General features: G+C 68.4%; 24 protein-coding genes. 13 read left to right on the top strand and 11 right to left on the bottom strand.

What is annotated here, in order from left to right:
• The first annotated feature begins 123 nt into the window (after positions 1-123).
• On the top strand, positions 124-1,062 hold the full coding sequence (gene htpX / locus AZC_RS24090) for a zinc metalloprotease HtpX (RefSeq protein WP_012173220.1): 939 nt from the start codon (positions 124-126) through the stop codon (positions 1,060-1,062).
• 3 nt (positions 1,063-1,065) lie between these two features.
• Here htpX and AZC_RS24085 read toward each other — a convergent pair whose 3' ends face one another.
• From AZC_RS24085 to AZC_RS26450, 3 genes are all read right to left on the bottom strand, one after another.
• A complete protein-coding gene (locus tag AZC_RS24085) occupies positions 1,066-2,835 on the bottom strand; it encodes a CocE/NonD family hydrolase (protein ID WP_012173219.1) in 1,770 nt (589 codons plus the stop codon).
• Between the two features lie 18 nt (positions 2,836-2,853).
• Positions 2,854-3,429, bottom strand: a complete 576-nt coding sequence (locus AZC_RS24080; protein ID WP_043879840.1) for a TetR/AcrR family transcriptional regulator — start codon at positions 3,427-3,429, stop codon at positions 2,854-2,856.
• A gap of 78 nt (positions 3,430-3,507) precedes the next feature.
• A complete protein-coding gene (locus AZC_RS26450; protein WP_420794839.1) occupies positions 3,508-3,828 on the bottom strand; it encodes a hypothetical protein in 321 nt (106 codons plus the stop codon).
• Between the two features lie 408 nt (positions 3,829-4,236).
• Here AZC_RS26450 and rsmB point away from each other — a divergent pair, with 408 nt between their 5' ends.
• The 4 genes from rsmB (at position 4,237) to AZC_RS24060 (ending at position 10,863) form a co-directional block, all read left to right on the top strand.
• Positions 4,237-5,607 (top strand): 16S rRNA (cytosine(967)-C(5))-methyltransferase RsmB, encoded by a 1,371-nt coding sequence (rsmB, locus tag AZC_RS24075; RefSeq protein ID WP_012173217.1) that lies wholly within the window; start codon positions 4,237-4,239, stop codon positions 5,605-5,607.
• Between the two features lie 205 nt (positions 5,608-5,812).
• A complete protein-coding gene (locus tag AZC_RS24070; RefSeq protein ID WP_244421767.1) occupies positions 5,813-7,618 on the top strand; it encodes a heparinase II/III family protein in 1,806 nt (601 codons plus the stop codon).
• A 122-nt stretch (positions 7,619-7,740) separates the two neighbouring features.
• The gene (purH, locus tag AZC_RS24065) at positions 7,741-9,330 is read left to right on the top strand and encodes a bifunctional phosphoribosylaminoimidazolecarboxamide formyltransferase/IMP cyclohydrolase (RefSeq protein WP_012173215.1); all 1,590 of its coding nucleotides are present in this window, start codon (positions 7,741-7,743) and stop codon (positions 9,328-9,330) included.
• A 282-nt stretch (positions 9,331-9,612) separates the two neighbouring features.
• The gene (locus tag AZC_RS24060) at positions 9,613-10,863 is read left to right on the top strand and encodes an SLC13 family permease (RefSeq protein ID WP_244421892.1); all 1,251 of its coding nucleotides are present in this window, start codon (positions 9,613-9,615) and stop codon (positions 10,861-10,863) included.
• Between the two features lie 4 nt (positions 10,864-10,867).
• On the opposite strand, the gene AZC_RS24055 is transcribed toward AZC_RS24060, so the two are convergent.
• From AZC_RS24055 to AZC_RS24045, 3 genes are read right to left on the bottom strand one after another with little or no spacing between them, the layout of a single operon-like run.
• Positions 10,868-11,503, bottom strand: a complete 636-nt coding sequence (locus tag AZC_RS24055) for a pentapeptide repeat-containing protein (protein WP_012173213.1) — start codon at positions 11,501-11,503, stop codon at positions 10,868-10,870.
• 1 nt (position 11,504) lies between these two features.
• Positions 11,505-12,059 carry an ActR/PrrA/RegA family redox response regulator transcription factor gene (locus AZC_RS24050; protein WP_012173212.1) on the bottom strand — a complete coding sequence of 185 codons (555 nt, stop codon included), beginning with the start codon at positions 12,057-12,059 and terminating at the stop codon, positions 11,505-11,507.
• A gap of 54 nt (positions 12,060-12,113) precedes the next feature.
• Entirely contained in the window at positions 12,114-13,472 is a 1,359-nt protein-coding gene (locus AZC_RS24045; protein ID WP_043880682.1) for an ActS/PrrB/RegB family redox-sensitive histidine kinase, read from the bottom strand.
• Between the two features lie 252 nt (positions 13,473-13,724).
• On the opposite strand from AZC_RS24045, the gene AZC_RS24040 reads away from it, so the two are divergent.
• The gene (locus AZC_RS24040; protein WP_012173210.1) at positions 13,725-15,080 is read left to right on the top strand and encodes a polyhydroxyalkanoate depolymerase; all 1,356 of its coding nucleotides are present in this window, start codon (positions 13,725-13,727) and stop codon (positions 15,078-15,080) included.
• A gap of 305 nt (positions 15,081-15,385) precedes the next feature.
• On the top strand, positions 15,386-16,087 hold the full coding sequence (locus AZC_RS24035; RefSeq protein WP_244421766.1) for a M48 family metallopeptidase: 702 nt from the start codon (positions 15,386-15,388) through the stop codon (positions 16,085-16,087).
• A 5-nt stretch (positions 16,088-16,092) separates the two neighbouring features.
• Here AZC_RS24035 and AZC_RS24030 read toward each other — a convergent pair whose 3' ends face one another.
• The 3 genes from AZC_RS24030 to AZC_RS24020 all read right to left on the bottom strand — a co-directional run bounded on the left by AZC_RS24030 (position 16,093) and on the right by AZC_RS24020 (position 18,911).
• A complete protein-coding gene (locus AZC_RS24030; protein ID WP_012173208.1) occupies positions 16,093-16,500 on the bottom strand; it encodes a DoxX family protein in 408 nt (135 codons plus the stop codon).
• Positions 16,501-16,624: 124 nt separating this feature from the next.
• Positions 16,625-17,686 (bottom strand): AbrB family transcriptional regulator, encoded by a 1,062-nt coding sequence (locus AZC_RS24025; protein ID WP_052286056.1) that lies wholly within the window; start codon positions 17,684-17,686, stop codon positions 16,625-16,627.
• A 7-nt stretch (positions 17,687-17,693) separates the two neighbouring features.
• Positions 17,694-18,911 carry a pyridoxal phosphate-dependent aminotransferase gene (locus tag AZC_RS24020; protein WP_043879839.1) on the bottom strand — a complete coding sequence of 406 codons (1,218 nt, stop codon included), beginning with the start codon at positions 18,909-18,911 and terminating at the stop codon, positions 17,694-17,696.
• Positions 18,912-19,172: 261 nt separating this feature from the next.
• Between AZC_RS24020 and AZC_RS24015 the strand changes: the two genes are divergently transcribed.
• A complete protein-coding gene (locus tag AZC_RS24015; protein WP_012173205.1) occupies positions 19,173-19,763 on the top strand; it encodes a malonic semialdehyde reductase in 591 nt (196 codons plus the stop codon).
• 36 nt (positions 19,764-19,799) lie between these two features.
• Here the strand turns inward: AZC_RS24015 and AZC_RS24010 are convergent, their stop codons facing one another.
• A complete protein-coding gene (locus AZC_RS24010) occupies positions 19,800-20,726 on the bottom strand; it encodes a LysR family transcriptional regulator (RefSeq protein ID WP_012173204.1) in 927 nt (308 codons plus the stop codon).
• Positions 20,727-20,832: 106 nt separating this feature from the next.
• Between AZC_RS24010 and AZC_RS24005 the strand changes: the two genes are divergently transcribed.
• A complete protein-coding gene (locus AZC_RS24005) occupies positions 20,833-21,621 on the top strand; it encodes an NAD(P)H-dependent oxidoreductase (protein WP_012173203.1) in 789 nt (262 codons plus the stop codon).
• A 45-nt stretch (positions 21,622-21,666) separates the two neighbouring features.
• Here AZC_RS24005 and AZC_RS24000 read toward each other — a convergent pair whose 3' ends face one another.
• Positions 21,667-22,104, bottom strand: a complete 438-nt coding sequence (locus tag AZC_RS24000; RefSeq protein WP_043879838.1) for a GlcG/HbpS family heme-binding protein — start codon at positions 22,102-22,104, stop codon at positions 21,667-21,669.
• Between the two features lie 162 nt (positions 22,105-22,266).
• Between AZC_RS24000 and AZC_RS23995 the strand changes: the two genes are divergently transcribed.
• The 4 genes from AZC_RS23995 (at position 22,267) to AZC_RS23980 (ending at position 26,008) form a co-directional block, all read left to right on the top strand.
• On the top strand, positions 22,267-22,980 hold the full coding sequence (locus tag AZC_RS23995; RefSeq protein ID WP_012173201.1) for a helix-turn-helix transcriptional regulator: 714 nt from the start codon (positions 22,267-22,269) through the stop codon (positions 22,978-22,980).
• Positions 22,981-23,032: 52 nt separating this feature from the next.
• Entirely contained in the window at positions 23,033-23,422 is a 390-nt protein-coding gene (locus AZC_RS23990; protein WP_012173200.1) for a VOC family protein, read from the top strand.
• 74 nt (positions 23,423-23,496) lie between these two features.
• Positions 23,497-23,994: a universal stress protein gene (locus AZC_RS23985; protein WP_043879837.1), complete on the top strand. Its 498-nt coding sequence runs from the start codon at positions 23,497-23,499 to the stop codon at positions 23,992-23,994.
• A 22-nt stretch (positions 23,995-24,016) separates the two neighbouring features.
• Positions 24,017-26,008: a SpoIIE family protein phosphatase gene (locus AZC_RS23980; protein ID WP_012173198.1), complete on the top strand. Its 1,992-nt coding sequence runs from the start codon at positions 24,017-24,019 to the stop codon at positions 26,006-26,008.
• The last annotated feature ends 24 nt before the right edge of the window (positions 26,009-26,032 follow it).

Genomic DNA, 26,032 nt, shown 5'->3' with positions numbered 1-26,032 from the left:
CACGTCCGAATCGCGTCGCGGGCGATGTTCCCGCTCCGCCCCTGCCCTTGCGCGAGCCTTCGCCCGTGCCCACGTCTTGGACGAGGCTGCGGAAAGCGGCCCGGACAAGGAGAACTGAAACCCATGAACTACATGCGCACGGCCGTCCTTCTGGCGGGGCTGACCGCGCTCTTCATGGTGGTGGGCTTCGCCATCGGCGGCAAAGGCGGCATGATGGTCGCCCTGCTGGTCGCCGCCGGCATGAACCTGTTCAGCTATTGGTATGCCGACAAGATAGTGCTCGGCATGTATGGCGCGCGCGAGGTGGATATGCGCACCGCGCCGGAGTTCGTCGCCATGGTGGCGGAGCTGGCGCGCCGGGCCGAACTGCCCATGCCCAAGGTCTATATCATCGACAATCCGCAGCCGAACGCCTTCGCCACCGGCCGCAATCCGCAGAACGCCGCCGTCGCGGCGACCACCGGCCTGCTGCAGACCCTGAACCCGGACGAGGTGGCGGGCGTGATGGCGCACGAGCTGGCGCATGTGAAGCATCACGACACGCTCACCATGACCATTACCGCCAGCATCGCCGGCGCCATCTCCATGCTGGCGAACTTCGGCCTGTTCTTCGGCGGCGGCAATCGCGAGAGCAACAATCCCTTCGGCGGCATCTCTGCCATCCTCATGGCCATCCTCGCGCCCATCGCGGCCATGGTGGTGCAGATGGCGATTTCCCGCTCGCGGGAATATGAGGCGGACAGGGGCGGCGCGGAAATCTGCGGCCAGCCGCTGGCTCTTGCCTCAGCCCTCGCCAAGATCGCGGGCGGCGCCCATGCCGTACCTAACTATGCGGCGGAGGCAAACCCCGCCACCGCGCACATGTTCATCATCAACCCGCTCTCCGGGGCGCGGATGGACAATCTCTTCTCCACTCACCCCAACACCGAAAACCGCATCGCGGCGCTCGAGGATCTCGCCCGGCAGATGGGCGGCTACCGCCCGGCGCCGGCCAGGGCTGCCCCGGCACGGGGACCGTGGGGCGGCAATACTGGTGGCACCCGGCGCGGCCCCTGGGGCTGAGGCTCAGGCAAGCTCGGAGACTGTGAGGTAGCTCCCCGGCCCGTAATGCAGCGTGTTGCGGGCGAAATAGGGTGGGCCGGGCATGTCGAACTGCACGTAGCCTTCGCTCACATTGCTGCGCACCAGATCGAGCCGGCTGCCGATATCGAGGCGCAGCCAGTCGCCCGGCTCCAGCCGCGTCGGCGCGGGGGTGAGGCTGAAGGCGACCTCCACCGGTGTGCCCGGCACCAGCGGTTCCCGCACGGAGGTGTCGTGGACGATCTCGCAGCGTGTGTCGCGGGCGGGGTCTCGCCGCCGCCGGGCGGCGCTCATGGCGCCCAGCGACAGCAGATGGAAGCGCCCGTCCCTGTCCACGCGGCCGAGGCGGGCGACGAGGGAAGTGTCGATCTCGTTGGAGCTGATGGAGAGGTTCAGCGACACCGGCCCGGCGAGCGTCAGGGGCTGCGTCACCGCCCGCTCGAAGGTGAGCAGCGGGTTTGCCACCTCGTCGAACCCGCCCAACACCGGCAGGCCGAGGGGCACGGCGGCCCAGCGGCTCTGCCCCTCTCCCGGTTCATCGCTCAGGCGGTGGGTCGCCGCATCCGCCCCGCCGGAGGCGAGATGGAAGCGGCGCTCCCGCGCCTCCGGCACCGGGAAATCCTGTGCGCCTACATACTGGTTCGCGCCTTCCAGCCAGTAGCGGACCGGCGGCTGGGCGGCATAGCCATTGTCCGTGCCATGCAGCACATGATCGAAGAAGGCGAGCGCCTCCAGCTGCCAGGCATAGACCGGCAGCTCATAGACCGGAGGGGCGAGGATCAGCCACTTGCGGCCCTTCGGCGTGCCGGCATTCTCGAACAGGTCATAGGCGCCGAACTGGTGCAGGTTGAAATAGCCGAGGTTCTGCACCGCCACGAAGGGCACCTCGATCCGGTCGAGGCTGCCCGAGGGGCCGGACTGGAGCCATGAGGTCTCGCGGGATTTCGCGTCCAGCATCCAGTTGGCATAGATCTCGCGCACGTTCTTCTTCGGCGTCTTGGCCATGAAGGCGCGGTAGAGCGCATCCACCCGCTTCAGCAGCGCCGGCTGCCAGATGCGCTTCAGCGGTGAATTGGTGATGTGGCTGAGGAGCGCCCGCACCACGGGCGGCACCCGCAGGTCATACATGGCCTGCGTGAAGTTGGCGCCCATCCAGAGATTGAAGAAATAGAGATTGCACACCCCGCCGAAGTGGATGAGGTGGCGGAAGTAATCCGTGCAGATCTCGTTGCAGAAGAAGGCTTTCAACGCCGGCGGCCGGCGCACCGCCACCAGCGGCTGCGTCATGCCGTAGTAAGACGTCCCGAACAGCACCACCCGCCCGTCGCACCAAGGCTGGGCGGCGGCCCAGGCGATGACCTGCTCGTGGTCGTTCACATCCTCCGGCGACAGGAAGCGGTTTTCCGTGCCGCCCGAGCGCCCCATGCCCCGGCGCATCACCACCACCTGCCCGTAGCCGCGATTGGTGAAGACCGGCGGACAGCCGATCTCATTGCTGCCCGTGGGCACCCCCGCCGTGTGCAGTTCGCGCGAATAGGCGGCGAACTGCACGATGGCCGGATAGCGCCCCGGCACGCGCGGCACATAGACATCCGCCGAGAGCGTCACCCCGCCCGCCACGGGAATGCGCGCATCCGCCAGCAGCCGGCAGCCGAGCCCCTCATGAGCGGCGCGGCCGGGCGTCCAGCCGGCCAACTGCTCGTGCGTGAGATCCGGCGCCTTGAGGGGAATGAGATTGTCGAGCCAGGCGGGCATGGGGCACCTGTGGGGCGGTCAGGCGGTGGGGGGAGCGCCGGCCGGGGCATCGGCGGCGAGCAGACGGAAGAGTTCCTGAAGCACGTTGGCATTCACCGCCTGTCCCGCTTCGGGGCCAAGGGCGGCGCTCATGACCGCGAGGCCGGTGCCCAGTGCGTGCAGCAGCGCCACCTGCGCGGGCGTCGGCTCAAGCCCCGCGCCCGCGAGCATTCCGGTGGCGCGCTCGCGCATGGCGGTGACGAGCCTCTGGTAGAGATCGCGAAAGGCGGGATCGCTGTCGGCGGCGAGCACCAGCGAGACGAGGACGCGGGTGTTCTGCGCATTGGTCAGCGCCTGTGCGAGCCGGGAGAGGCGCTCCGGCGGATCGGTGGCTTCGCTCATGGCGGTGCCGAGATTGGCGATCTGGCCCTCGACCGCCGTCTCCAGCACCGCGCGGGTGAGGTCCGCGCGGGTGGGGAAATAATAGGTGAGGTGGCTTTGGGAAACGCCGGCTGCCTTCGCCACGCGCGGCTGCGTCAGGCCGGCAAGCCCCTGCGTACGCAGGATCTCCACCGCTGCCGCCAGCACTCTCTCGCGCACGTCCGTGGGCGGCATGGTCCATCCTTGGTTGGTAAACCTACCAAGGAAAATTTCACCCAACAAGGCAAGCAGGCAAAATGAACTCACATTGCATCACATGGTTATGTCATACCCGTTTAGTTTGATTTTCTTAGTAATTATACGATTTCGTTGGGCAACTCTCTTCAATCTGTCAAATAATTCTTTGCCGGGATCTATGCCAAAATAAATGCAACTTATTGCATTTCCATTAAGATTTATTTTCCCCTTCCGAGGAGAAATTGCCCGCCATTCTCTCTCGTATGACCATTCAGAATTCTTAACCGAAAGTATATTTTTTACGTCAATTTCTGCTTGGGATGAGCTTATATTCGTCACTTCATTTTCGTATAAAACGCGAGATATGTATACGTCATTATCTAAGTATTCCCGCAGTAATTCAAAATTATACTCTATACATATACCTCTGAAGCCGTTTGCGTAATGTGCCTACATCAATCTATTGCGAAGAGATTCACTAAAAGAGCATATTCCTTTTTCTGATTTATTTATGTATGTTATATTTCTAATATATTCGTCATGCCCGTCATGCTGAGATCCTGCCCCTTTGAGAATTTTATAGAAACCCTCCATTGGGTCGTTGAGGCTATCAAACTGGCTCGCCCATATGTAATTTTCTCTGATAGCAGATATCTCGTTATGTATATTGTGTTCAGAAATTGATCTAAATCTATAAAGGAATTGCGGGGTGATTTGCATAATTTCAGCCACGGGGCAGCTCCAATTGCCTCTACCAAATACTCGCCCCTTGCATCAATCTGCACAACCCCCTAGTTCCACGGGATGAAAGCACCTTCGCGTCCCAATCGCCCCCATGGTCCCGCGCGCGGCAACGGTCCGCGCGGGCCGCAGCGTCCTGCCACCTCCGCTGGCCTCCCCGCTCGCCTGCTAGCCGCCGATGCGCTGGATCGCATCCTGCGCGGCAATGCCTCGCTGGAAGACGCCTTCATCCATGATGCGGGGCTGGAGCCCCGCGACCGGGCGCTCGCCTTCCGCATTGTCGCGACCGCTCTGCGCCGCCTCGGCACGCTGCGGGCGGTGCTGACCGCGCTGATGGAGCGCGGCGCGCCGAAGTCCGCGCCGAAGGTAGAGACCGTGCTGCTGGTGGGCGCGGCGCAGATCCTGTTCATGGATGTGCCGGACCATGCGGCGGTGGGCCTCAGCGTGGATATCGCGCGCGGCGACAATTCCACGGCGGGCTTCGCCGGCCTCATCAATGCGGTGCTGCGCCGCCTCGCCCGCGAGCGGGAGGAGCGCTTGGCGGCCTTCGCCACTCTCGGCCTCGATACGCCGGAATGGCTGCGCCAGCGCTGGACCAAGGCCTATGGGCCCGAGCGGGCCAAGGCCATCACCGACATTCTTTCCCACGAGCCGGCCCTCGACATCACCGTAAAGTCCGATGCCGCTGGCTGGGCGGAGAAGCTGGGCGGCGAGGTGCTGCCCACGGGCACGGTGCGCGTGCTCCAGGCCGGTGCAGTGCGTGCCTTGCCCGGCTATGAGGACGGCGAATGGTGGGTGCAGGACGCCGCCGCAGCCCTTCCCGCGCGCCTTCTGGGCGATGTGGCGGGCAAGAGCGTCGCGGATCTCTGCGCCGCGCCCGGCGGCAAGACCGCCCAGCTCGCCGCCGCCGGGGCGAAGGTGACGGCGGTGGATCGCTCCGGCCCCCGCCTCGCCCGCCTCTCCGAGAATCTCGCCCGCCTGAAGCTCACCGCCGATGTGCGCGAGGCCGATGCCGCAAGCCTCAAGGCCGGGCCGTTCGACGCCATCCTGCTGGATGCGCCCTGCACCGCCACGGGCACGCTGCGTCGCCACCCCGACATCGCCTGGGCCAAGCGTCCCTCGGACGTGGCGACGCTCGCCGCCGTGCAGGCGGGCCTCATCGACCATGCGCTGGACCTGCTGAAATCCGGCGGCCTCCTCGTCTATGCCACCTGCTCGCTGGAGCCGGAGGAAGGCGAGGCGCAGGTGGCCCGTGTGCTTGCCGCCCGCAATGATGTGGAGCGCGTGCCCCTGAAGCCCGAGGAGATGGAGGGCCTTGCTCCTTACATCACGCCCGAGGGCGACCTGCGTACGCTGCCGTGCGATCTGGTGCGCGGCGAGCCGGAAAGATCGGGCCTCGACGGCTTCTTCGCCGCCCGCTTGAGAAAGCGCTAACCCTTTCTCACGTATGGGGGAGGGGACGGAGTCCCCGGAGGGTGACGAATCTGCCCCAAGGTCGGCTCCGTCGGAAGCGCGGCTGACGCCGCCGAACGAGGGCCATGAGGACTGATGCCGCCCTGCCCCGCCCGTGGATGCCGCCGCAAGGCACGCATCGCGCGGGGGCGCGGATGGTTCTCCCGGCCCTCCCGGGAGCGGAGCGATGGCGAACACGACGGCTGGAAACATGCCGTGGAAGGCAGGTGGGGGGCGGTCCCGCGCCGCCCGTCGGGGCGCGCTGATGGAGCGCCTCCGGCTCGCCGCCTTTCTCACCGACCGCCTCTGGCGGCTCGTGACCGCGCGCGCGCCCGGCGCCCCGCTCACCCTCGCGCAAGTTGTCGTACCGGTTCCCGAGCGGCTGCTGATCGCGCCGCAGGACCTGCGCACCGGGGATGCCACCCGCGCCACCGAAATCTATGCCGGCACCTTCGCCTTCGCCGGCAAGGTGGCCTTCCTGGAAGGCAAGACGCCGTTCGAGCTGGAGCCGCCGTCCCGCGAATGGGCGCAGGTGCTCCACTCCTTCTCCTGGCTGCGCCATCTGCGCGCGGCGGGAACCACCATCGCCCGCGCCAATGCCCGCGCGCTGGTGGGCGACTGGATGCGTGATGCCGGTCGCGCCCGCGCCATCGCTGCCGATCCGGAAGTGACGGCCCACCGGGTCATCGCCTGGCTCACGCAGGCGCCCTTCATCCTTCAGGATGCGGACCACGAATTCTATCGCCGTTTCATGCGCGCCATCGCCCGGCAGGTGCGGGGCCTGCGCAAGGCGGCGAGCGACGCGCCGGATGGCTATCCGCGCCTCATCGTCATCATCGCCCTCGCCTTCGCCGGCCTGTGCATGTCGGAGCAGTCGCGGCTGCTGCGGGCGGTGCAGAAGCGCCTCTCCGAGGAGCTGGAACGGCAGATTCTCGCCGATGGCGGCTCCATTACGCGCAGCCCCGGCGTGCTGATCGAACTGCTGCTGGACCTTCTGCCGCTGCGCCACGCCTTTGCCGCGCGCAACCAGCCCGCCCCGCCGGCGCTGATGAACGCCATCGACCGCATGATGCCCATGCTGCGCTTCTTCCGGCATGGGGATGGCTCGTTCGCCTTGTTTCACGGCATGGGCCATACGGCGGCGGATGAGCTCGCCACCATCCTCGCCTATGACGATGCGCGCGGCGCGCCGGTGGCCAATGCCCCCCATTCCGGCTTCCAGCGACTCGATGCCAAGGGCACGGTCGTGATCGCCGATACCGGCCCGCCCCCGCCGATTGCCGCCTCCATGGAGGCCCACGCCTCCTGCCTTGCCTTCGAGTTCTCCTCGGGCCGCAACCGCATCATCGTGAATTGCGGCATGAGCGCCATCAACCGCGAGGTCTGGCGGCAGGTGGCCCGCGCCACGGCGGCCCATTCGACGGCGGTGGTGGGCGATACCTCCTCCTGCCACTTCCTGCATGGCACGTACCTCACGCGCCTGGCGGGCGTGCCGATCATTTCCGGCCCGCGCGACGTGCCGGTGCAGCGGGGCGCGCGCGAAGGCGCCATCCTGCTGCGGGCAAGCCATGACGGCTATGCCGACGCCTTCGGCGTCATCCACCAGCGCTCCTGGCGGCTGGCGGCGGATGGATCGCGGCTTGATGGCGAGGACCAGTTCCGGGCAGCGGAAGGCGCGCCCTCGGCCCTCGGGCGCACGCCCTTTGCCGTGCGCTTCCATCTCCATCCGCAGGTGCAGGTGGAGCGGCTGGACGATCCCTCCACCGTGCTCCTCGGCCTGCCCAATGGCGAAGCCTGGGCTTTCGTGGCGCCGGGCCAGCAGGTGGTGCTGGAGGAAAGCGTCTTCCTGGCCACCTCCGAGGGGCCGCGCCGCACCACGCAGCTCGTCCTGCTCGGCACGCTGGCGGATGATCCCCGGCTCGTCTGGACGCTCCTGCGCACCCGCGAGGCGCAGGTGCCGCGCCCCAGCGGATCACGGGGCTCGCGCGGCTGAGGGGCAAGGCCGCGCTTGGCGCATGGGAGGCAACGCTTCGGCATGGATGACGGCACCGGCCGCCCGTGATAGGGCGACGGGCAAAATCGCCCGCGCCCCAATCGCCGCGCCCGGAGAGCCCCATGTCCGTCGATGTCCGTCCCATCACCCGCGCCCTCCTGTCGGTGTCCGACAAGACCGGGCTGGTCGAATTCGCCACGGCGCTCGCCAAGAGCGGGGTGGAACTGGTCTCCACCGGCGGCACCCGCAAGGCGCTGGCCGATGCCGGGCTCGACGTGAAGGACGTCTCCGACCTCACCGGCTTCCCGGAGATGATGGATGGCCGCGTGAAGACCCTGCATCCCAAGGTGCATGGTGGCATTCTCGCCATTCGCGGCGACGCCGGCCATCAGGCTTCGCTCGCCGAGCACGCCATTGCCCCCATCGACCTCGTGGTGGTGAACCTCTACCCCTTCGAGGCCACCGTGGCGCGCGGCGCCGGCTTCGACGACGTGATCGAGAACATCGACATCGGCGGCCCGGCGCTCATCCGTGGCGCCGCCAAGAACCACAATGACGTGGCCGTGGTGGTGGACACGTCCGATTATGCCGCCGTGCTCTCCGAGGTGCAGCTCCATGGCGGCACCACGCTCGCCCTGCGCAAGCGCCTCGCCCAGACCGCCTATGCCCGCACCGCCGCCTATGACGCGGCCATCTCCAACTGGTTCGCGACGCAGGTAGATGCGGAAGCGCCGCTGTTCCGCGCCGTGGGCGGCAAGCTCATCGAGAGCCTGCGCTATGGCGAGAACCCGCACCAGAAGGCGGCCTTCTACGCCTCGGACGAGCGCCGCCCCGGCGTCGCCACCGCCCGCCAGGTGCAGGGCAAGCAGCTCTCCTTCAACAACATCAACGACACCGACGCCGCCTTCGAGGCAGTGGCGGAGTTCCACCCCGCCCGCACCTCGGCGGTGGTGATCGTGAAGCACGCCAATCCCTGCGGCGTGGCGGAAGGCGCGTCGCTGGCCGAGGCCTATGCCAAGGCGCTGGCCTGCGATCCCGTCTCGGCCTTCGGCGGCATCATCGCCGTCAACCAGACGCTGGACGCAGAGGCGGCGAAGCTCATGACCGAGATCTTCACCGAGGTGATCGTCGCCCCCGATGCCACCGAGGAGGCGATCGCCCTCGTGGGGGCCAAGAAGAACCTGCGCCTGCTGCTCACCGGCGGCCTGCCGGACGTGCGCGCGGCGGGCCTCAACATCCGCACGGTGGCCGGTGGCCTCCTCGTGCAGAGCCGCGACAACGCCACGGTGGATGATCTGGAGCTGAAGGTCGTCACCAAGCGCGAGCCCACCGCGCAGGAGCTCTCCGATCTGCGCTTTGCCTTCCGCGTGGCCAAGCACGTGAAGTCCAACACCATCATCTATGCCAAGAATGGCGCGACGGTGGGCATCGGTGCCGGCCAGATGAGCCGCGTGGACTCGGCCCGCATCGCCGCCCGCAAGGCGCAGGATGCGGCCGAGGCGGCGGGCCTCTCCGAGCCGCTGACCAAGGGCTCGGTGGTCGCCTCCGACGCCTTCTTCCCCTTCGCCGACGGCCTTCTGGCGGCGGTGGAGGCGGGCGCCACGGCGGTGATCCAGCCCGGCGGCTCCATGCGCGATGCGGAAGTGATCGCGGCTGCGGATGCTGCGGGCCTCGCCATGGTCTTCACCGGCGTGCGCCACTTCAAGCACTGATCGGGACGCTGGCCGCACCCCGCCTCGCCAGCGCGAGGCGGGTGTGGTTTCCATGACGGCCGCCGGCGGCTTCGCCTGCGGCACCTGCCAAGCCGGACGTACGATCCGGCGGGAAAAGCCATGGGAGGCCAGATCATGAGTGCCGGCGCCGCTGCGCCGCGTCCCGGCTTCTGGATCGTGCCGGGCGTGCTTCTCGTCCTTGCCGCCGCGCTTTATGCGGCTGGTCCCGCGCTCGGTCTGGCCCCGCGCACCGCGCTCGGTGCGGCCATCGGCCTGCTTTGCATGGGACTGTGGGCGACGGCCGCGCTGCCGGAAATCGTCACCACTTTCCTGTTCTTTGCCCTCGCGACCCTCACCGTCGTCGCGCCGCCACCGGTGGTGTTCTCGGGTTTTGCCGCGTCGGCTTTCTGGCTGGTTCTCTCCGGCATGGTGGTCGGGCTCGCCATCTCGCGCACCGGACTTGCCGCCCGCATCGCGCAGGCCCTGGCCGGGCCGCTGTCCGGCTCCTATCCGGCCCTCATCGGCGGCACCGTGGCGCTCAGCTATGCGCTCGCCTTCGTCATGCCGTCCAACATGGGCCGCATCGCGCTGCTGATGCCGATCATGCTCGCCTTGTGCGATCGCATCGGCCTGGCACCCGGCCGGGCGGGGCGCACCGGCGTCGTGCTGGCTGTGGGGTTCGGCACCTTCCTGCTCTCCGCCTCCATCCTGCCGGCGAACGTGCCCAACCTCGTGATGACGGGTGCTGCCGAGCAGCTTTATGGCCTGCGCTTCGGCTATCTGCCCTATCTCGTCCTGCATGCCCCGGTGATCGGCATCGGCAAGGGCGTGGTGCTAGTGCTGCTCATCACGTTGCTCTTTCCCGATCGTCTGGCGCGCTCCGAAGGCGTGCCGAGGTCCCCGCGCACGCCCTGGAGCGCGGCGGAGCGCCGTCTCGCGGGCCTGCTGGCGCTGACCCTCCTGCTCTGGATGACCGACAGCCTGCACCACATCTCGCCAGCCTGGATCGGCATTGCGGGCGCCGCCCTGTGCCTGATGCCGGGCATCGGTGTGCTGCCCCCGGAGGCGTTCGGGCAGGTGAACATGCGCACCATCTTCTACGTGGCCGGCCTGCTCGGCCTCGTGGCGACGGTGAATGCCAGTGGCGTCGGTGATGCGCTCGGTGATGCGCTGGTCGCGCTCATGCCCTTCTCGCCGGAGACGCCGGCGGCGAATTTCGGCTGGCTGCTGGCGCTTGGCAGCGCGCTGGGGCTGGCGGTCACGTCGAACGGCGTTCCGGCCCTGCTGACGCCCATGGCGAAGGAACTGGCCGCCGCCACCGGCTTTTCCATCGAAGCCGTGGTGCTGGCGCAGGTGCTCGCCTTCTCCACCGTCATCCTGCCCTATCAGGCGCCGCCCATCATCGTGGCGCTGGAACTGGGCAAGGTGCGGATCGCCGATGCGACGCGCCTCGCCCTGGCGAGTTCCGCGCTCACCTTCCTCCTGCTTGCGCCGCTCGATTATGCGTGGTGGCGGTGGCTCGGCGTGATCTGAACGCTCAGGAGACCCTGAGGCCGAGGCCCGATAGCAGATCGGCGGCCTGCGCCTTGGAGATGGTTGCGCCTCGGAAGCGGCCGGCATCCGCCAGCTTCAGCCCGCCGAGATCAGCCCCCCGCAGGTCCGCGCCCTCGAAGCGCGCCCGCGCCACATGGGCATCGCGCAGGCTGCAGTTGGTGAGCACTGCTTCGCGGAAATCGGCTTCCGAGAGGTCCGCATCCTGAAAATCGAGACCGTCGAGATCCTGCCGGCGGAACGAGAGACCGCGCAACTGGGCGGCGATCAGCAGGCAGCGGACGAAGACGAGGCCAAGGGCGGAGGCGGCCGAAACCTGGATGCCGGTCAGCTTGCAGTCCGAGAAATGCGTGGAGGCGAGCTTGGTGCGGCGGAAAACGGCGTTGTTGAAATCGCTGTTCCGGAAGGCGGCTTCGCTCAGGTCGCAGGCGGAGAAATCGACGCCCGCGCCACGGCAGCGCTCGAAGATGCAGCCGGATAAATCCAGCGCGCTGAGATCGAGGCCGTGCAGCGCCCAGCCGGAAAAGGTGAGCGGCCCCTCCGCACGGGCGAGGGCCGCCTCGATGGTGTCGCGATCCGCACGGCCGTCCGGAGCCGGAACGACCGGCGGATCCTCCGTCATGTCAGCGCGGCGCGCGCTTGGCGAGAATGCGCTGGAGCGTGCGGCGGTGCATGGAGAGGCGGCGGGCCGTCTCCGAGACGTTGCGGCCGCAGAGCTCGTACACGCGCTGGATATGCTCCCAGCGGACGCGGTCGGCGGACATGGGGTTTTCCGGCGGGATCGGCTTGTGGTCGCCATTGGCGATGAGGGCCGCCATCACGTCGTCCGCATCGGCGGGCTTCGCCAGATAGTCCACGGCGCCCATCTTCACGGCGGTGACGGCGGTGGCGATGTTGCCATAGCCGGTCAGCACGATGGCGCGGGCATGGGGGCGCTGGCGCTTCAGCGCCTCGATCACGTCGAGGCCGGTGCCGTCTCCGAGCCGCATGTCCACCACCGCATAAGCGGGGGCGGCATGTTCCACCTGCGCGAGCCCGTCGGCCACGCTCTCCGCCGTGCTCACCGCGAAGCCGCGGGTTTCCATGGCGCGGGCGAGCCGCTGGAGGAACGGCTTGTCATCGTCCACGATCAGGACGGACCGATCCTCGACGGTCTCGGGAAGCTGCAGCTCGGACATCGCAACAATCCTCTCGCCTTCACCCTGCCGGGCGGGCTTGTGGGGCTGGTGGTTCTAGACCCCTTTTGTGACCTCAGGAGACATCGTGCGTTGATTTGACGCAAGATCTGTCTCGCTCTCTTCAAGATCGAGCGCGCTGCGCGGCCAGATGATGCGCACCGTGGCACCATGCTCGGGCGCGGCACGGTTTTCCACCTTCAGATTGGCGCCGGAACGCTCCAGAAGCGTCTTGGCGATGAAGAAGCCGAGGCCAAGCCCGCTCTCGCCCGTTGCGTCCTCCGGCGTGCGGGCGCGGCTCGTCACATAGGGCAGTCCGATGCGGTCGCTCACCTCCGGAGCGAAGCCCGGGCCGTCGTCCCGCACCACCAGTTCCATGTGGGTGGGCGTCCAGCGGCCGGTGATGTCCACGCGATGCGCGGCGAAGTCCACGGCATTCTCTACAAGGTTGCCGATCCCGTAGATCAGGCCGGGATTGCGGGCGAGTACCGGCTCTCCGGCGGGATCCTCGGGCAGCGAGATGGCGATCTCGATGCCGAAGTCGCGGTGCGGCTCCACCACCTCCTCGATGAGCAGGCGCAGGGGCATCCGGTCGAAGGGGGCATCGCCGGAGCCCAGCGAGGTGAGCTTCTGCAAAATGTCCCGGCAGCGTTTCACCTGGTCCCGCAGCAGCGCGATGTCCTCCGCGTGGGGATCGTTCTTGGGCACCGAATGTTCCAGCTCCTTCACCACCAGGGCGATGGTGGCGAGCGGCGTGCCGAGTTCGTGGGCGGCGGCGGCGGCGAGGCCGTCGAGCTGGGAGAGGTGCTGCTCGCGGGCGAGCACCAGCTCGGTGGCGGCGAGCGCGTCGGCAAGTTCGCGCGCCTCTTCCGCCACCCGCCAGGAGTGCAGACCGATGAAGGCCACGGAGACGGTGAGCGCCACCCACAGGCCGGCGAGATAGAGATCCGGCAGCACCGGCGCCCCGACGCTGGCCCAGGGCAGGGGCCAGTGGAACAGGCCGACGGCACCGGCGCAGAAGACCACGAAGGCGCCGAGCGTCGCGGTGGTGCGCCACGACAGGGCGGTGGCCGAGATCATCACCGGAGCGAGATAGAGGAAGGCGAAGGGATTGGAGAGACCGCCCGTCAGATAGAGCAGGGCGGTGAGTTGGAGCACGTCGTAGGCGAGCAGCGGACCGGCCGTGAGGTCGGGCAGGCGCGTGGCGCCGGGATAGCGCGCGCGTAGCACGATGTTGAGCAGGACCGAGAGCGCCACAGGCGCCAGGCACGCAGCCAATGGAACCGGAAAGGCCATCAGAAGGTAGACCACCAGAAGCGCCAGCGTCTGGCCCGCCACGGCGAGCCACCGCAGGCGAATCAGAGTGTCGAGCCGAAGTCCAAGTGACCGTGCGGGAGGGGTGAAAGGGGAGGCCATGACGGAGAGGTTCTCTGACAGACGCGCGGCCGACCAGCCCCGCACAAGGAAATTCTGATCCAATTATTCCAATAACAGGCTGCTCCTTTGGTCGTCATTGACGGAGCAGTTTGACACCGACAGTCTCGCGTGAATGGGGGGGAAACCGTTCGGGCCGGACATCAGGCACCGCAGGCTTTCCCCGCCGATACAAGCGGGACCAGCGCGCGATGCGGAACGGCCCTCGCAGGGAAACGTCTTCAGGAAGGTCCCATGGCCGCCATTGGTGAGTTCGTCGCGCCCGTCCGCGAAAGCGAAGAGGGCTTCTCCCTCCAGTCTTCACCGCTCTATTTCATGTATGAGCTCGGCTATGCGGCGCTGAACCCGTCGCGGGCCATGGCGGACGCCAGCCGGCTTCTGTTCAAGAACCCCATGAATCCCATGGCCCACACCACCATGGGCAAGTCCATGGCGGCGGCGATGGAGCTCTACGAGCGCACCACGCGCCGTTACGGCAAACCGGACTGGGGCTTGACTGAGACGACCGTCGATGGCGTCCGGGTGCCGGTTCACATCAATCCGGTGTGGGAGCGGCCCTTCTGCCGGCTGCTGCATTTCGAGCGCGCCTTCGAGCACCCGCCCCGCCGGCCGCAGCCGCGCCTCGTGGTGGTGGCGCCCATGTCCGGCCATTACGCCACCCTGCTGCGCGGCACGGTGGAGGCCTTCCTGCCGAGCCACGATGTCTATGTAACCGACTGGGCCGACGCCAAGACGGTGCCCCTGACCGAAGGCACCTTCGGCCTCGATGACTATGTGGACTACCTCATCTCCGTCTTCCATCGCCTCGGCGGAGACTGCCATGTGCTGGCCGTCTGCCAGCCGGCGGTGCCTGTGCTGATGGCGATCTCGCGCATGGAGGCGGAGGACGATCCGTACGTCCCCAAGTCCATGATCCTCATGGGCGGCCCCATCGACACCCGCGAAGCGCCCACTGCGGTGAACGCCCTCGCTAAGGACAAGGGCATCGATTTCTTCCGCCGCAACGTGATCTCGCAGGTGCCGTGGCCCCATTCGGGCGCCATGCGGCATGTCTATCCGGGCTTCCTGCAGCTCACCGGCTTCATGAGCATGAACCTCGACCGGCACCTGAAGGCCCATGCGGACCTGTTCCGGCATCTGGTGGCGGGCGATGGCGACAGCGCCGAGAAGCACCGGGAATTCTATGACGAATATCTGGCCGTCATGGACCTCGACGCCCGCTTCTATCTGGAGACGGTGGAGAGCGTGTTCATCACCCACGCGCTTCCGACCGGACAGATGTTGCACCGCAGCATGCCTGTGCGGACCGAGGCCGTCCGCCGCTGCGCCCTTATGACGGTGGAAGGCGAGAAGGACGACATCTCCGGCGTCGGCCAGACGCGCGCCGCTCACAAGCTGTGCCCGCACCTGCCCGATGAGAAGCGCGCCCATTATCTCCAGCCGGGCGTTGGCCATTACGGCGTGTTCAACGGCTCGCGCTTCCGCTCCGAGATCCAGCCGCGCATCGCCGACTTCATCCTCACGCAGGAACACCAGCAGGCCAGCGGGCAGGGCAACGTCACGCCGTTTCCGCGCCAGAGCGGCATCTAGCGCGCCTAGGGGCCTCGCTGCGGCGGTGCCACCGCACTGCACTTGTGAGTGGCGGACGCCCGCGAAACGGATCAAGATCGCCTTGACCGTTCGGTCGTTCGATTCGGGCCGGCAGGCCCGGAGCCGATCTTCCGGCTCCGGATTTCCGGCGTCTCGGGCACTGGCGGTTCCGCCCCCAGCTTGCGCCCTGTCCGTTCGCCGATGCCGTCATCGGGGATGGGACGGGCTTCCGGATCGCCATGCTCTTCCGCCGTCAGGACAGGCAGTCCCCCCCGCCACCTCCGCGCCCCGCCCGGGGCGAATGGGTGGATCTCGCGCTTGAGGCCGAAACGCTCAAGGTGGAAATCCGCCGCCACCCGTCGGCCCAGCGTCTCACCCTGCGCGTGCGCGCGGCCTCGCGCGACGTGACCCTCACCGCGCCGCCCCACGTCTCCTATGCCTCGGCCGCTGCCTTCGTGCAGCGGCACCGGGAATGGGTGCGCGTGCGCCTCGGCCGCCTGCCGGAGAACGTGCCGTTTATGGATGGCGCGCTCGTACCCGTGCGGGGCGTGGTCCATCGCATCGATCATCGGCCGGAGGCCCGCGGCACGGTCTGGATCGAGGACGGCGCGGATGGGCCGCTGCTCTGCGTGGCGGGCGAGGCGCCCTATGTGGCGCGCCGCGTGGGCGATTATCTGAAGCGGCAGGCGCGGACGGATTTCGCGGAGGCGGTGCGCCGCCATGCTGCGGCACTGAACGTGCAGGTGGGACGCATCACGCTGCGCGACACGGCAAGCCGCTGGGGCTCCTGCTCGTCCGACGGGTCGCTGTCCTTTTCGTGGCGGCTGATCCTCGCGCCCGGCTGGGTGCTCGATTATCTCGCCGCCCACGAGGTCTGCCACCGGCTGGAGATGAACCACAGCGCCCGCTTCTGGCGTTTGGTGGAGCGCATCTATCCCGAGCGGCGGGCGGCGGAGGCCTGGCTGCGCCAGAACGGCGCCGGCCTCCACCGCTATGGGGCCGAATAGGCCGCTCAGTCCTTCCGGCGGCCGAGGGCGTACTGGCCCGGACCGGCGGCGAAATAGAACATCAGGCCGCCGATGATGGCGATGTTCTTGAAGAAGTTGTTCTGCTGCGCCATGCGCGCGGCGCTGTCCGTGATGTCCCAGAACTGATGGGACGTGAGGGCAGCGATGAGGGTGAAGCCGCCGACCACGAAGGCGGTGAGACGCGGCAGGACACCGATCACCAGAAGGATGGACCCGCCGATCTCGACGGTGGCCGCTGCGATCGCGAGCACGTCCGGCATGGGGAGGCCCTTGCCGGCCAGCATGCCGGCGAAACCGGCGAGGTTCATGGCCTTGCCGACACCGGCAGGCAGGAACAGGCTCGCCATGAGGATGCGGCCGACCAACAGGGCCAGATTGTCCAGGAACTTCATCAAGGGGCCTTTCAGCGGTGTACGGTCCTGCGGTGCGACCGTTTTGTTGCGGCGCAGCATGTGCAACGGTGTCCCGCTCCCGCGCAAGGGGACGGCGGACACAAATGGTTGACCGCCCGGCGTGTCAGGGCCGCTCGTTGCGCGACAGCAGCACCAGCAAATGCGAGGCAAAGGGCAGCGCCACCGACAGGCCGACGAAACGGAACAGATGGTGCGCGCTCATGAAGGCAGGATCATAGCCGAGCGCGAAGCCGAGTGCCGTCATGGTCTCCAGGGCGCCGGGGGCGAAGGCAGTCAGCATCTTGCCGGTGTCCTCGCCGGTCGCGAGGGCGGCGAGGATCGAGAATGCCGCGGAAATCACCATGGCCACAGCGAAGCCGCCCAGCGAAGCGATGATGTTCGCCTTGAGCGTGTCCATGCGCGTGCCGGCAAAGCGTACGCCCACGCTGGCCCCCAGCACCACATAGGCCGGGATCATGAGGACGGCGGGAATGTGGGCGGTGCTGAGACCCGAGATGTGCAGCGCGGCGCTGGCCGCCATGGCGCCGAGCAGAAGGCCGCCCGGCACGTGCAGGCGGTCGAACAGCAGGCCGAGGATCGCGCTCGCCGCCAGCAGTTCCGCCAGCCCCACCATCGGCTCGGCCGCGACGGCGGCCGGTGGGGCCGCGGCATCCAGGCCGATGACATTGAGCAGGTTGGGCAGGCCCACCACCAGCAGGAACAGGCGCAGCCCCTGCGAGAAGGCGACCTTGCGCAGGTCGGCCGAGGTGCTTTCCGCCAGCGCCATCACCGCCGAGAGCGCGCCCGGCGTCGAGGCATAGAGGGCCGAGGCGAGATCCCAGCCCGCCACGCGGCGGAAATAGAAGACACAGGCCGCCACCACCGCGACCACGTTGAGCACGAGAAAGCCCATGCTGAGCGGCCACGCCGAGGCCTGCGCCAGCGATTGCGGTGTCAGCGCTCCGCCCATCGAGGCGCCGAGCACCACATAAGTGAGGATGCGCAGCGGGGCCGGCACCACAGCGGGCCGGCCGGCCAGCACCCAGAGCGTGACGGCGACCAGAGCGCCGGACATCCAGGGAGCCGGCAGGTGCATGGCCGCGAAGGCGCCGCCCCCCGCCGTCGCCAGCGCGAGCGTGACGAGCGTCGTCAGCCACAGGCGCTGGTCGAGCCGCGGGCGCCGCACCACCGGTTCAGACGTTGCGTTCGAGCCAGGAGACGAAGCGGGCGGTGGCTTCTCTCAGTTGCCCCTCGCCCCGCGCGTAGCACAGGCGCAGGAAGCGCTCGCCGCCGGGACCGAAGGCGGTGCCGGGTGCAAGGCCGATGTTGGCCTCGTCCACCAGCCGCAGGGCGAGGCGCCGCACGTCTTCCTGTCCGGGGATGGAGAGGAAGAGATAGAAGGCGCCGTGCGGCTTCACGAGATCGACCTTGCCGGTGGCGATCAGCGGGTCCGCCACCATGTCGCAGCCGGCACGGGCACGGGCAATCTGCTCGGCCACGAAGGGCTCGCCGTCATCGAGCGCCGCGATGGCGCCGCGCTGCATGAAGGGGGCGACGCCGGAGGTGAAGAACTGCACCAGGTTCTCGATCACCGGCCCCAGCACCGGCGGGGCCTCGATCCAGCCGATGCGCCAGCCGGTCATGGCCCAGTTCTTCGAGAACGTCTGAACGAACAGGATGCGGTCGTCCGGCGCCATGATGTCATGGAAGGACGGCGCGCGGCCTTCGGGGCCGTAATAGAAGCGGCCGTAGATCTCGTCGGCGACGATCCAGATGCCGCGGGCGCGGGCGAGGTCCAGCAGCGTCTGGAGCGCCTCGCGGCTGGCGACGAAGCCGGTGGGGTTCGCCGGGGTGTTGATGAAGATGGCGCGGGTGCGTGGGGTGATGGCGTCCGCGATGCGCTGGAAGTCCAGCGAGAAGCCGTCCGGCCCATAGGCGAACGGGACGCTCACGGGCTTCGCGCCGCGTGTCAGGGCCGCCGCCGCCGCATTCGGCCAGGCGGGCGTGGGGATGATGATCTCGTCGCCCGGCGAGAGGGTGAGCGCGAAGGCGATGTTGATGGCCTGCATGCCCGAGCCGCAGACGAAATAGCGCTCCGGCGTCTCCGCCACCCCGTACTGGCGCGTCATGTAGCGGGCGATGGCCGCGCGCAGCTCCGGCACGCCCCGCTGCCAGGTGTAGAAGGTCTCGCCGCGATGCAGGGCGCCGGCAGCGGCCTCGCAGATGAACGCCGGTGTGGGCAGGTCGCCCTCGCCCACCCACAGCGGGATCAGCCCCTCGCGGGTGCGCCCGTAGTTCATCAGCTCGACGATGCCGCTCGGGGGCAGGTTGGTGGCGTGGGCGCTGACGTCGGCCAGCAGGCGGTCTTCGGCGGATTCGGGCGCGGCGGCGCGGAGCGTGGCAGACGTCATGGGACTCATGGCAGGCAGGGCTGAAAGGTGCCGGGACCATAGCCCGCTTCAGCCCTCCCGACACATCAATTAGCGTGGTGCCGCCATCGCGGCCCGTGATGGAAATCCGCCTGCCGCGCAAAGTCCGATCCACGAAAAGGAGATGGAATTTGCGCCACCGCAAGAAGTCCTTGCGTGAGAAGCCTCTTGCGCAAGCGCTGGCTTGGCGTAATTGCAAGGATCGAGCGGCCAGACCGCATCCTTCCATCTGGTGATGTTTGCATGCCCTACAAGATCGATCAGGCGGCGCTTGATACGCTGTTCCTCAAGGCCCGTTCGCACAACGGCTGGACCTCCGAGCCGGTCACGGACGCCGAGCTCAAGGAGCTCTATGAGCTCTATATCTACGGCCCCACCTCCGCGAACACCCAGCCCGCGCGCCTCGTGTTCGTGAAGTCCGAAGAGGCCAAGGCCCGCCTGAAGCCGGCGCTGTCGGAAGGCAACCTCAAGGCCCTCGCCGCTCCGGTGATCGCCCTCATCGGCTATGACCTCGAGTTCTACGAGAAGATCCCGCAGCTCTTCCCGCACAATCCCGGCTTCAAGGATCTGTTCACCAACAATCCGGGCATGGTCGAGCCGCACGCCTTCCGCAATTCCTCGCTCCAGGGCGCCTATTTCATCCTCGCCGCCCGCGCGGTGGGCCTCGATGTCGGCCCCATGTCCGGCTTCAACGCCGCCAAGGTGGACGAGGAATTCTTCGCCGGCACCAAGATCAAGACCAACTTCATCGCCGCCATCGGCCACGGCGATGCGTCCAAGGTGTTCGACCGCCTCCCGCGCCTGCCCTTCGAGGACGGCGCGAAGATCGTCTGATCCGTCAGCCCGCCGCGCCGCGTGTGCGGCGGGCTTTTACGCCGGCCTGCCGTCCATGCCGGGAATGGCGGCGATCTCCGCCGCGAGAAAGTCGATCAGCAGCCGCACCCGCGTGATGGTTTCCCGTCCCGGCACGATGAGCAGGCTCAGGGGCATCGACGGCGCCTCATAGTCCGGCAGCAGCTGCTCCAGCCGCCCCTCGGCCAGCAGGTCGTGGACGAGCCAGATATGGGTCAGCGCGAGCCCGCGTCCCGCCATCAGGGCCTCCCGCACCGCCAATCCATGGTCCACCCGGAAGCGGCCGCCGAACGGCACCAGATGCCGCTCCCCATCCGGTCCCCGAAGGGAGAGCATGTCGCTGCCGGAGACGATGGTCATCCGCACGCCCTCGTGGTCCGCTATATCTTGCGGCGTCTGCGGCCGGCCATAAGCGGCGAGATACGCCGGCGCCGCCGCCAGCACCCGGCGGCTGTGACCCAGCGAGCGCAGCTTGAGGGAACTGTCGGTCAGGGGCGCGAGGCGCAGGGCGAGGTCCACCCCCTCCTGCACCAGATCCACCCGCTCGTCGCTGAGGCTGAGATCAACCTCGATCTCCGGATAGCGGTCCTGGAAGGCGAACATCAGCCGGCACAGATGCAGCACGCCGAAGGCTGCCGAGCAGGATAGCCGCACCGTGCCCGCCGGGGACTGGCGGGTGTCGCGCAGCCCGTCGCCCGCCTGCTCCACCAGCCGCAGGATCTGGAGGCAGTCCGCATAATAGCGCGCGCCTTCCTCGGTCAGGCTCACGCGGCGGGTGGTGCGGTTGAGCAGGACGACGCCCACCGCCTCCTCCAGATCGCGCACATGGCGGGTGACGCTGGACTGGCCGATGCCGAGTTCGCGCGCCACAGCCGACAGGCTGCCGCGCTCGGCCACACGCACGAAGGTGCGCATCCGCTCCAGGGTGACGTCCGATTTATCCATCTAGCGGCATAAGCATATGCATTATGCCGTTATAGTGGCAAAGCTCATGCTCGGCTAACCCTTGGGCGACGGCCAATTCCGGGCCACGACCCAAGTGGAACAAGCCATGAATGTCCTGTTTGTTTTCGCCCATCCCGAGCGGCGTTCGCTCAACGGGGCGCTCCTCGACGTCGCCATCGAAACGCTGGAGGCCGCTGGGCACACGGTGCAGGTGTCCGACCTCTATGCGCTGGGCTGGAAGGCGCAGGCCGATCGAGCCGACTTCCCCGGTCTCGATCCCGACGCGCCGCTCAATGTCGCCGCCGCCTCGGGTGCGGCCTTCGCCGCCGGCACCCTCACCGCCGATGTGCAGGCGGAACACGAGAAGCTGCGCTGGGCCGATACGGTCATTCTCCAGTTCCCGCTCTGGTGGTTCACCATGCCGGCGATCCTGAAGGGCTGGGTGGACCGCGTGTATGCCTATGGTTTCGCCTATGGCGTGGGCGAGCACAGCAGCACCCGCTGGGGCGACCGCTATGGCGAGGGCAGCATGGCCGGAAAGCGCGCCATGCTCATCGTCACCACCGGCGGCTGGCAGGAACATTATTCCGGGCGCGGCATCAACGGGCCCATGGAGGACGTGCTGTTCCCCATCAACCACGGCATTCTCTACTACCCCGGCTTCGACGTGCTGCCGCCCTACGTCGCCCATCGCACCAACCGGCTCGACGCGGCGGGCTTCGAGGCCCTGGCGTCTCAGTTGCGGGAGCGGATGCGCACGCTCGATACGACGGCGCCCATTCCCTATCGCCGCCAGAACGGGGGCGACTATCTCATTCCCAGCATGGAGCTGCGCCCCGATCTGGAGCCCGGCGCGACGGGTTTCGGCGTCCATCGGGAGAAGGCCGGCGGCTGAACGCGCTCCGCCGCCGGCTCTCCCCATCGGCTCGGAATACTGAGGTCAGTCCTGGCCGGGATCGGCGGTGAAGCCGGCGGCCGCGATGCCGGCCACCGCGCAGGCCTCGTCATTGTCCGAGGTGTCGCCGGACACGCCCACCACGCCGATGATGGCGCCGGCGGCATCGCGGATCAGCACGCCGCCCGGCACCGGCACGAGGTCGCCGCCCACCGCCGAGGTGGCGGCGGCGATGAAGAAGGGCTGGTCCTTGGCGCGGCGGAACAGCGAGCGCGAGCCGACGCCCAGCGCCAGCGCGCCCTTCGCCTTTCCGAGCGCGATCTCGCCGCGCTTCAGGCTGGTGCCGTCCTGCGCGCCATAGGCCTTGAGCGCGCCGCGGGCATCGAGCACGGCGATGGCGAGTGGGCTCAGCGAGAGCGCGCCGGCCTTTTCCAGCGCGGCGGAAAGAACGATCTGGGCCTTGGCGAGGGTGAGTTCGGACATCTTGCCTCCGGAAGTCTTGCGGGCGAACCGGGACCCGGCTCCCTGATCGCCATGTAGCCCATCGCCGCGCATCGCGCGATGGCGGGGACTGCCGCACAGGTCGCTTGGCGTTCCGGTGACATGCTGCCACTTTCTGGCAGCCCGTCCCGCTATGGCTTCTCCATGTCCCGCACCGAGCGCCTCTTCGACCTTCTCCACGTCCTGCGCCGGCATCGCCGGCCGGTGAGCGGGCAGGCGTTGGCGGCCGAGATCGGGGTGAGCATCCGCACCCTCTATCGCGACATCGCCAGCCTTCAGGCGCAGGGCGCCGACATCGTGGGAGAGCCGGGTGTCGGTTATGTCCTGAAGCCCGGCTTCACGCTGCCGCCCCTGATGTTTCCAGTGGAGGAGATCGAGGCGCTGGTGCTGGGTTCGCGCTGGGTGGCGGGGCGCGGCGACGAGCGGCTGCGGGATGCGGCGGTGAGTGCGCTCGCCCGGCTCAGCGCGGTGCTGCCACCGGATCTGCGGGCGGAACTCGAGTCCTCCAGCCTCCACGTGGCGCCCACCGCGCCCATTCCCGGCGATACGGTGGACCCGGCCCTGCTGCGCAAGGCCATCCGCATCGAGCGCAAGCTGCACATCCTCTATCGCGACGGCGAGGGCGCGGCCACGGAACGGGTAGTCTGGCCCTTCGGCCTCACCTTCTTCGACCATGTGCGGCTGATGATGGCGTGGTGCGAACTGCGCGACGGCTTCCGCCATTTCCGCACCGACCGCATCGCCGAGGCCCGCCTCATGGAGATGCGCTATCCCCGCCGCCGGCAGGCGCTCATGAAGGCGTGGCGGGAGACCGAGCTGAAGCCGGTGGAGGGATGCCGGCCTGCTGCCGGAATTTGACAGCAGCCCGGCTTAAGCACGACATGACCGAAGCGATGGGAGCGGACCCCCAATGACCTATAGCAATATGATCCTGCTCTATGTGAGCGATCCGGCCGCAAGTGCCCGCTTCTACGGCCGCCTGTTCGGCCGTGCGCCCGTGGAGCAGAGCCAGACCTTCGTGCTGTTCGTGCTCTCCTCCGGCCTGCGGGTGGGCCTGTGGGGCCGGGGCGGTGTGGCCCCCGCGCCGACGGCTCTGCCCGGCGCCAGCGAGATCGGCTTCAATGTGAAGGAGATCGAGGCGGTGGACGCCACCCACGCGGACTGGGTGCGGCGCGGCGCGCAGATCGCATTGCCGCCCACCGATCTCGATTTCGGCCGCAGCTTCGTGGCTGTGGACCCGGACGGCCATCGTCTGCGCGTCTATGCCTTTGCCGAGGGCTCCCTGCCCGTCGAGGCCTGACCTGCAGCGCGATTGGGCATCGCGCGGCGGGGGGCGACGTGGCAGCATCGTGGCGTTGATTTGGACCTTTGCGCATGATCCTGAAACGCCAGAGCCACGAGCCGGGCCACCGCCGCAAGTTCCTTGTGGTGGTGGACGAGACGCCGGAATGCGACCGGGCGGTCTATTACGCTGCCCGCCGCGCTGCCCGCACCCATGGCGGGCTCGTGCTGCTCGCCGTGCTGGAGCTGGAGGACGCGCACCAGCAGTGGCTGGGTGTCGCCGATCTGATGCGGGCGGAAGCGACCGAGACGGCGCAGGTGCGGCTGGATGATTATGCCGCGCGCGCCAGGCAGGTGGCCGGCATCACTGCCGAGACGGTGGTGCGGGAGGGCCAGCGGGCCACGGTGCTGCAGGCGCTGATCGCCGAGGACCGTGACATCGCCATCCTCGTGCTGGCCGCCGGCCTTCACCGCGAGGGGCCGGGGCCGCTGGTGACGGCGCTCGGGGGCGCAGCCTCCGCCGCCTTCCCCATTCCCATCACCATCGTGCCCGGCGCTTTGTCCGACGACGAACTGGACGGCCTCGCATGAGCCGGCGGGCGGGGAGGCGGGCGTGAAGCTGTTCGAGGCGCGCCAGCCGGCGACGCTTGAAGGGGTCTCCTGGCTGCGCAAGGCGCTCCGGCGCCATTTCGCGGAGCTGCGCCTCGGCGGCGACATTGCCGATGAGATCATCACGGCGGTGGTGGAGCTTGCCACCAATGTGGTGCGCCACGGCACGCCCTCGGCGCAGGACATCGGCCTTGAGGTCATGCTGAGCGGCGTGACGCTCACCTTCACCCTCACCGATGACGGCGGCGCCTTCCCTGCCTTCGAGGAGCGCTGGCGCGGGGCGCGGCTTGCGGCTTCCGACCCCGAGGGGGGCAGCGGCCGGGGGCTCGCCATCATCCGCGCCGCCCTCGACGATGTGATCTACCAGTCCGGCCCGCCCAACCGGCTCGTCGGCATCCGTCGCCTTGCCCGTCGCCGCCCGCAGGTGCTGGTGGTGGAGGACGAGCCGGTCCTGCTCGACGCCTATCTCACCATTCTCGAGCCTGATTACCGCGTGCTGCCGGCGCAGACGCTGAAGCAGGCGCTGGCGCTCGCCCGCAAGACGCGGGTGGATCTCATCGTCTCCGATTTCCATCTCGGCGCCGACGAGGGCACGCCGCTCATCGAGGCGCTGGAGAATGATGCGGAACGCCCGCCCATCCCCATCGTGATGATTACCGGCGATCCTTCCGTGCGGCTGAAGGTGCTGGAACTCGGCGTCGATACCTTCCTCACCAAGCCGGTGATGCCCGATCGCCTGCGCGAGACGGTGAAGCTGGCGCTCGAGCGCTCCGCCCGGCAACGGGCGCGGCTCTTTCACTATTTCGGCGCCTCGCTGGAGCATCTGGTGCGGCCGCGGCTGCCGGAGCGGCTCGGCGCCTTCGCCGCTGCCCTGCGCTGGGAGACGGCGGATATTGGCGGCGGCGACCTCGTGATCCATCTGCCTCGCGCTGGCGCCGACCGCATCGTTCTGGCGGACGTGATGGGCCACGGCATCCAGGCGAAGGCGGGGGCGGTGGCGCATGCGGCCATGGTGCGGGCCCTGGACGCCGGCGAGCCGCTGGGCCCGGCCGCCTTTCTCACCCGCTGGTCCGGCATTGTCTTCCGGGAGGAGGGGCTGGAGGGCGTCGTGGCAACCGCCCTCGTCCTGGACCTCCATGCGGATGGCACCATCACGCTCGCCTCCGCCGGCCATCCCTTGCCCATGGTGGTGACTCGCGCCGGCGCGCGGCCCCTGCCGGTGACGGGTCCCCTGCTGGGCTTCACCGAAGCGCCGGCCTATGAGGCGATGAGCGTCGCCCTGGCGCCGGGCGAGCGCCTGCTGCTGTCCACGGATGGTCTCGATCCTGCGGAACTCGCAAGCGGCGGGCCGTGCCCGGACTGGCTCGCGCAGGAATTGATGAGCCGCCAGTCGGCTCCGCTGGAGGCCGCTGCTGCGCGGGCGGCGAGCCGCGTTGCCGCCCGCCTCGGGCCGGCGCCCGAAGACGACTGGATGTTCGTGCTGCTCCAGCGGGCGGATGCCGGGCCTCAGGTGCGCGAGGCGTTGCCGGACATGGCCGTGCAAGCCCCCGCTCCCGCCGTCTCCGTCCCGGCGGTGGAGCGCATCGTGCTGCCCTCCGCACGCGCCCGCAGGGCGGAGGCCACGCCGCCGGCCGAGACGGCCCCGCAGTCAGCCGCCGATGGCGCGCCCGATTTCCAGCCCGCGGGCATCGCGGCCCTGCGCAAGGCGGTGGGGGAGGAGGCGTTCGCCCGCCTCGCCCTGCGCTTTCTGGAAAATGCGACGCAGAAGATCGCGGACTGGGAGGAGGCCAGCGATCCGGCTGCCGTCACCGCCGCCGCCCATGCGCTGGCGGGTCTGCTGGGTCAGTTCGGCCTTGCCGGCGCGGCAGCACGGGCTCGGGCGGTGGAACTGGAGGCGGATGCGGCGGCGCGCCTGACACTGGCGCACGGCCTCGCGCCGCTGGCGCGGGCGGAGATCGCCCTGTTCCGTGTCTGGTTCGGAGGCGGGCAGCCCTGAGCCCGCCACATCGGGTCGGCAGGG

This window comes from Azorhizobium caulinodans ORS 571, assembly GCF_000010525.1.
GTDB classification, from domain to species: Bacteria; Pseudomonadota; Alphaproteobacteria; order Rhizobiales; family Xanthobacteraceae; genus Azorhizobium; species Azorhizobium caulinodans.
The sequence above is the reverse complement of the archived record's forward strand: the minus strand, read 5'-3'. Positions and strand labels throughout refer to the sequence as shown.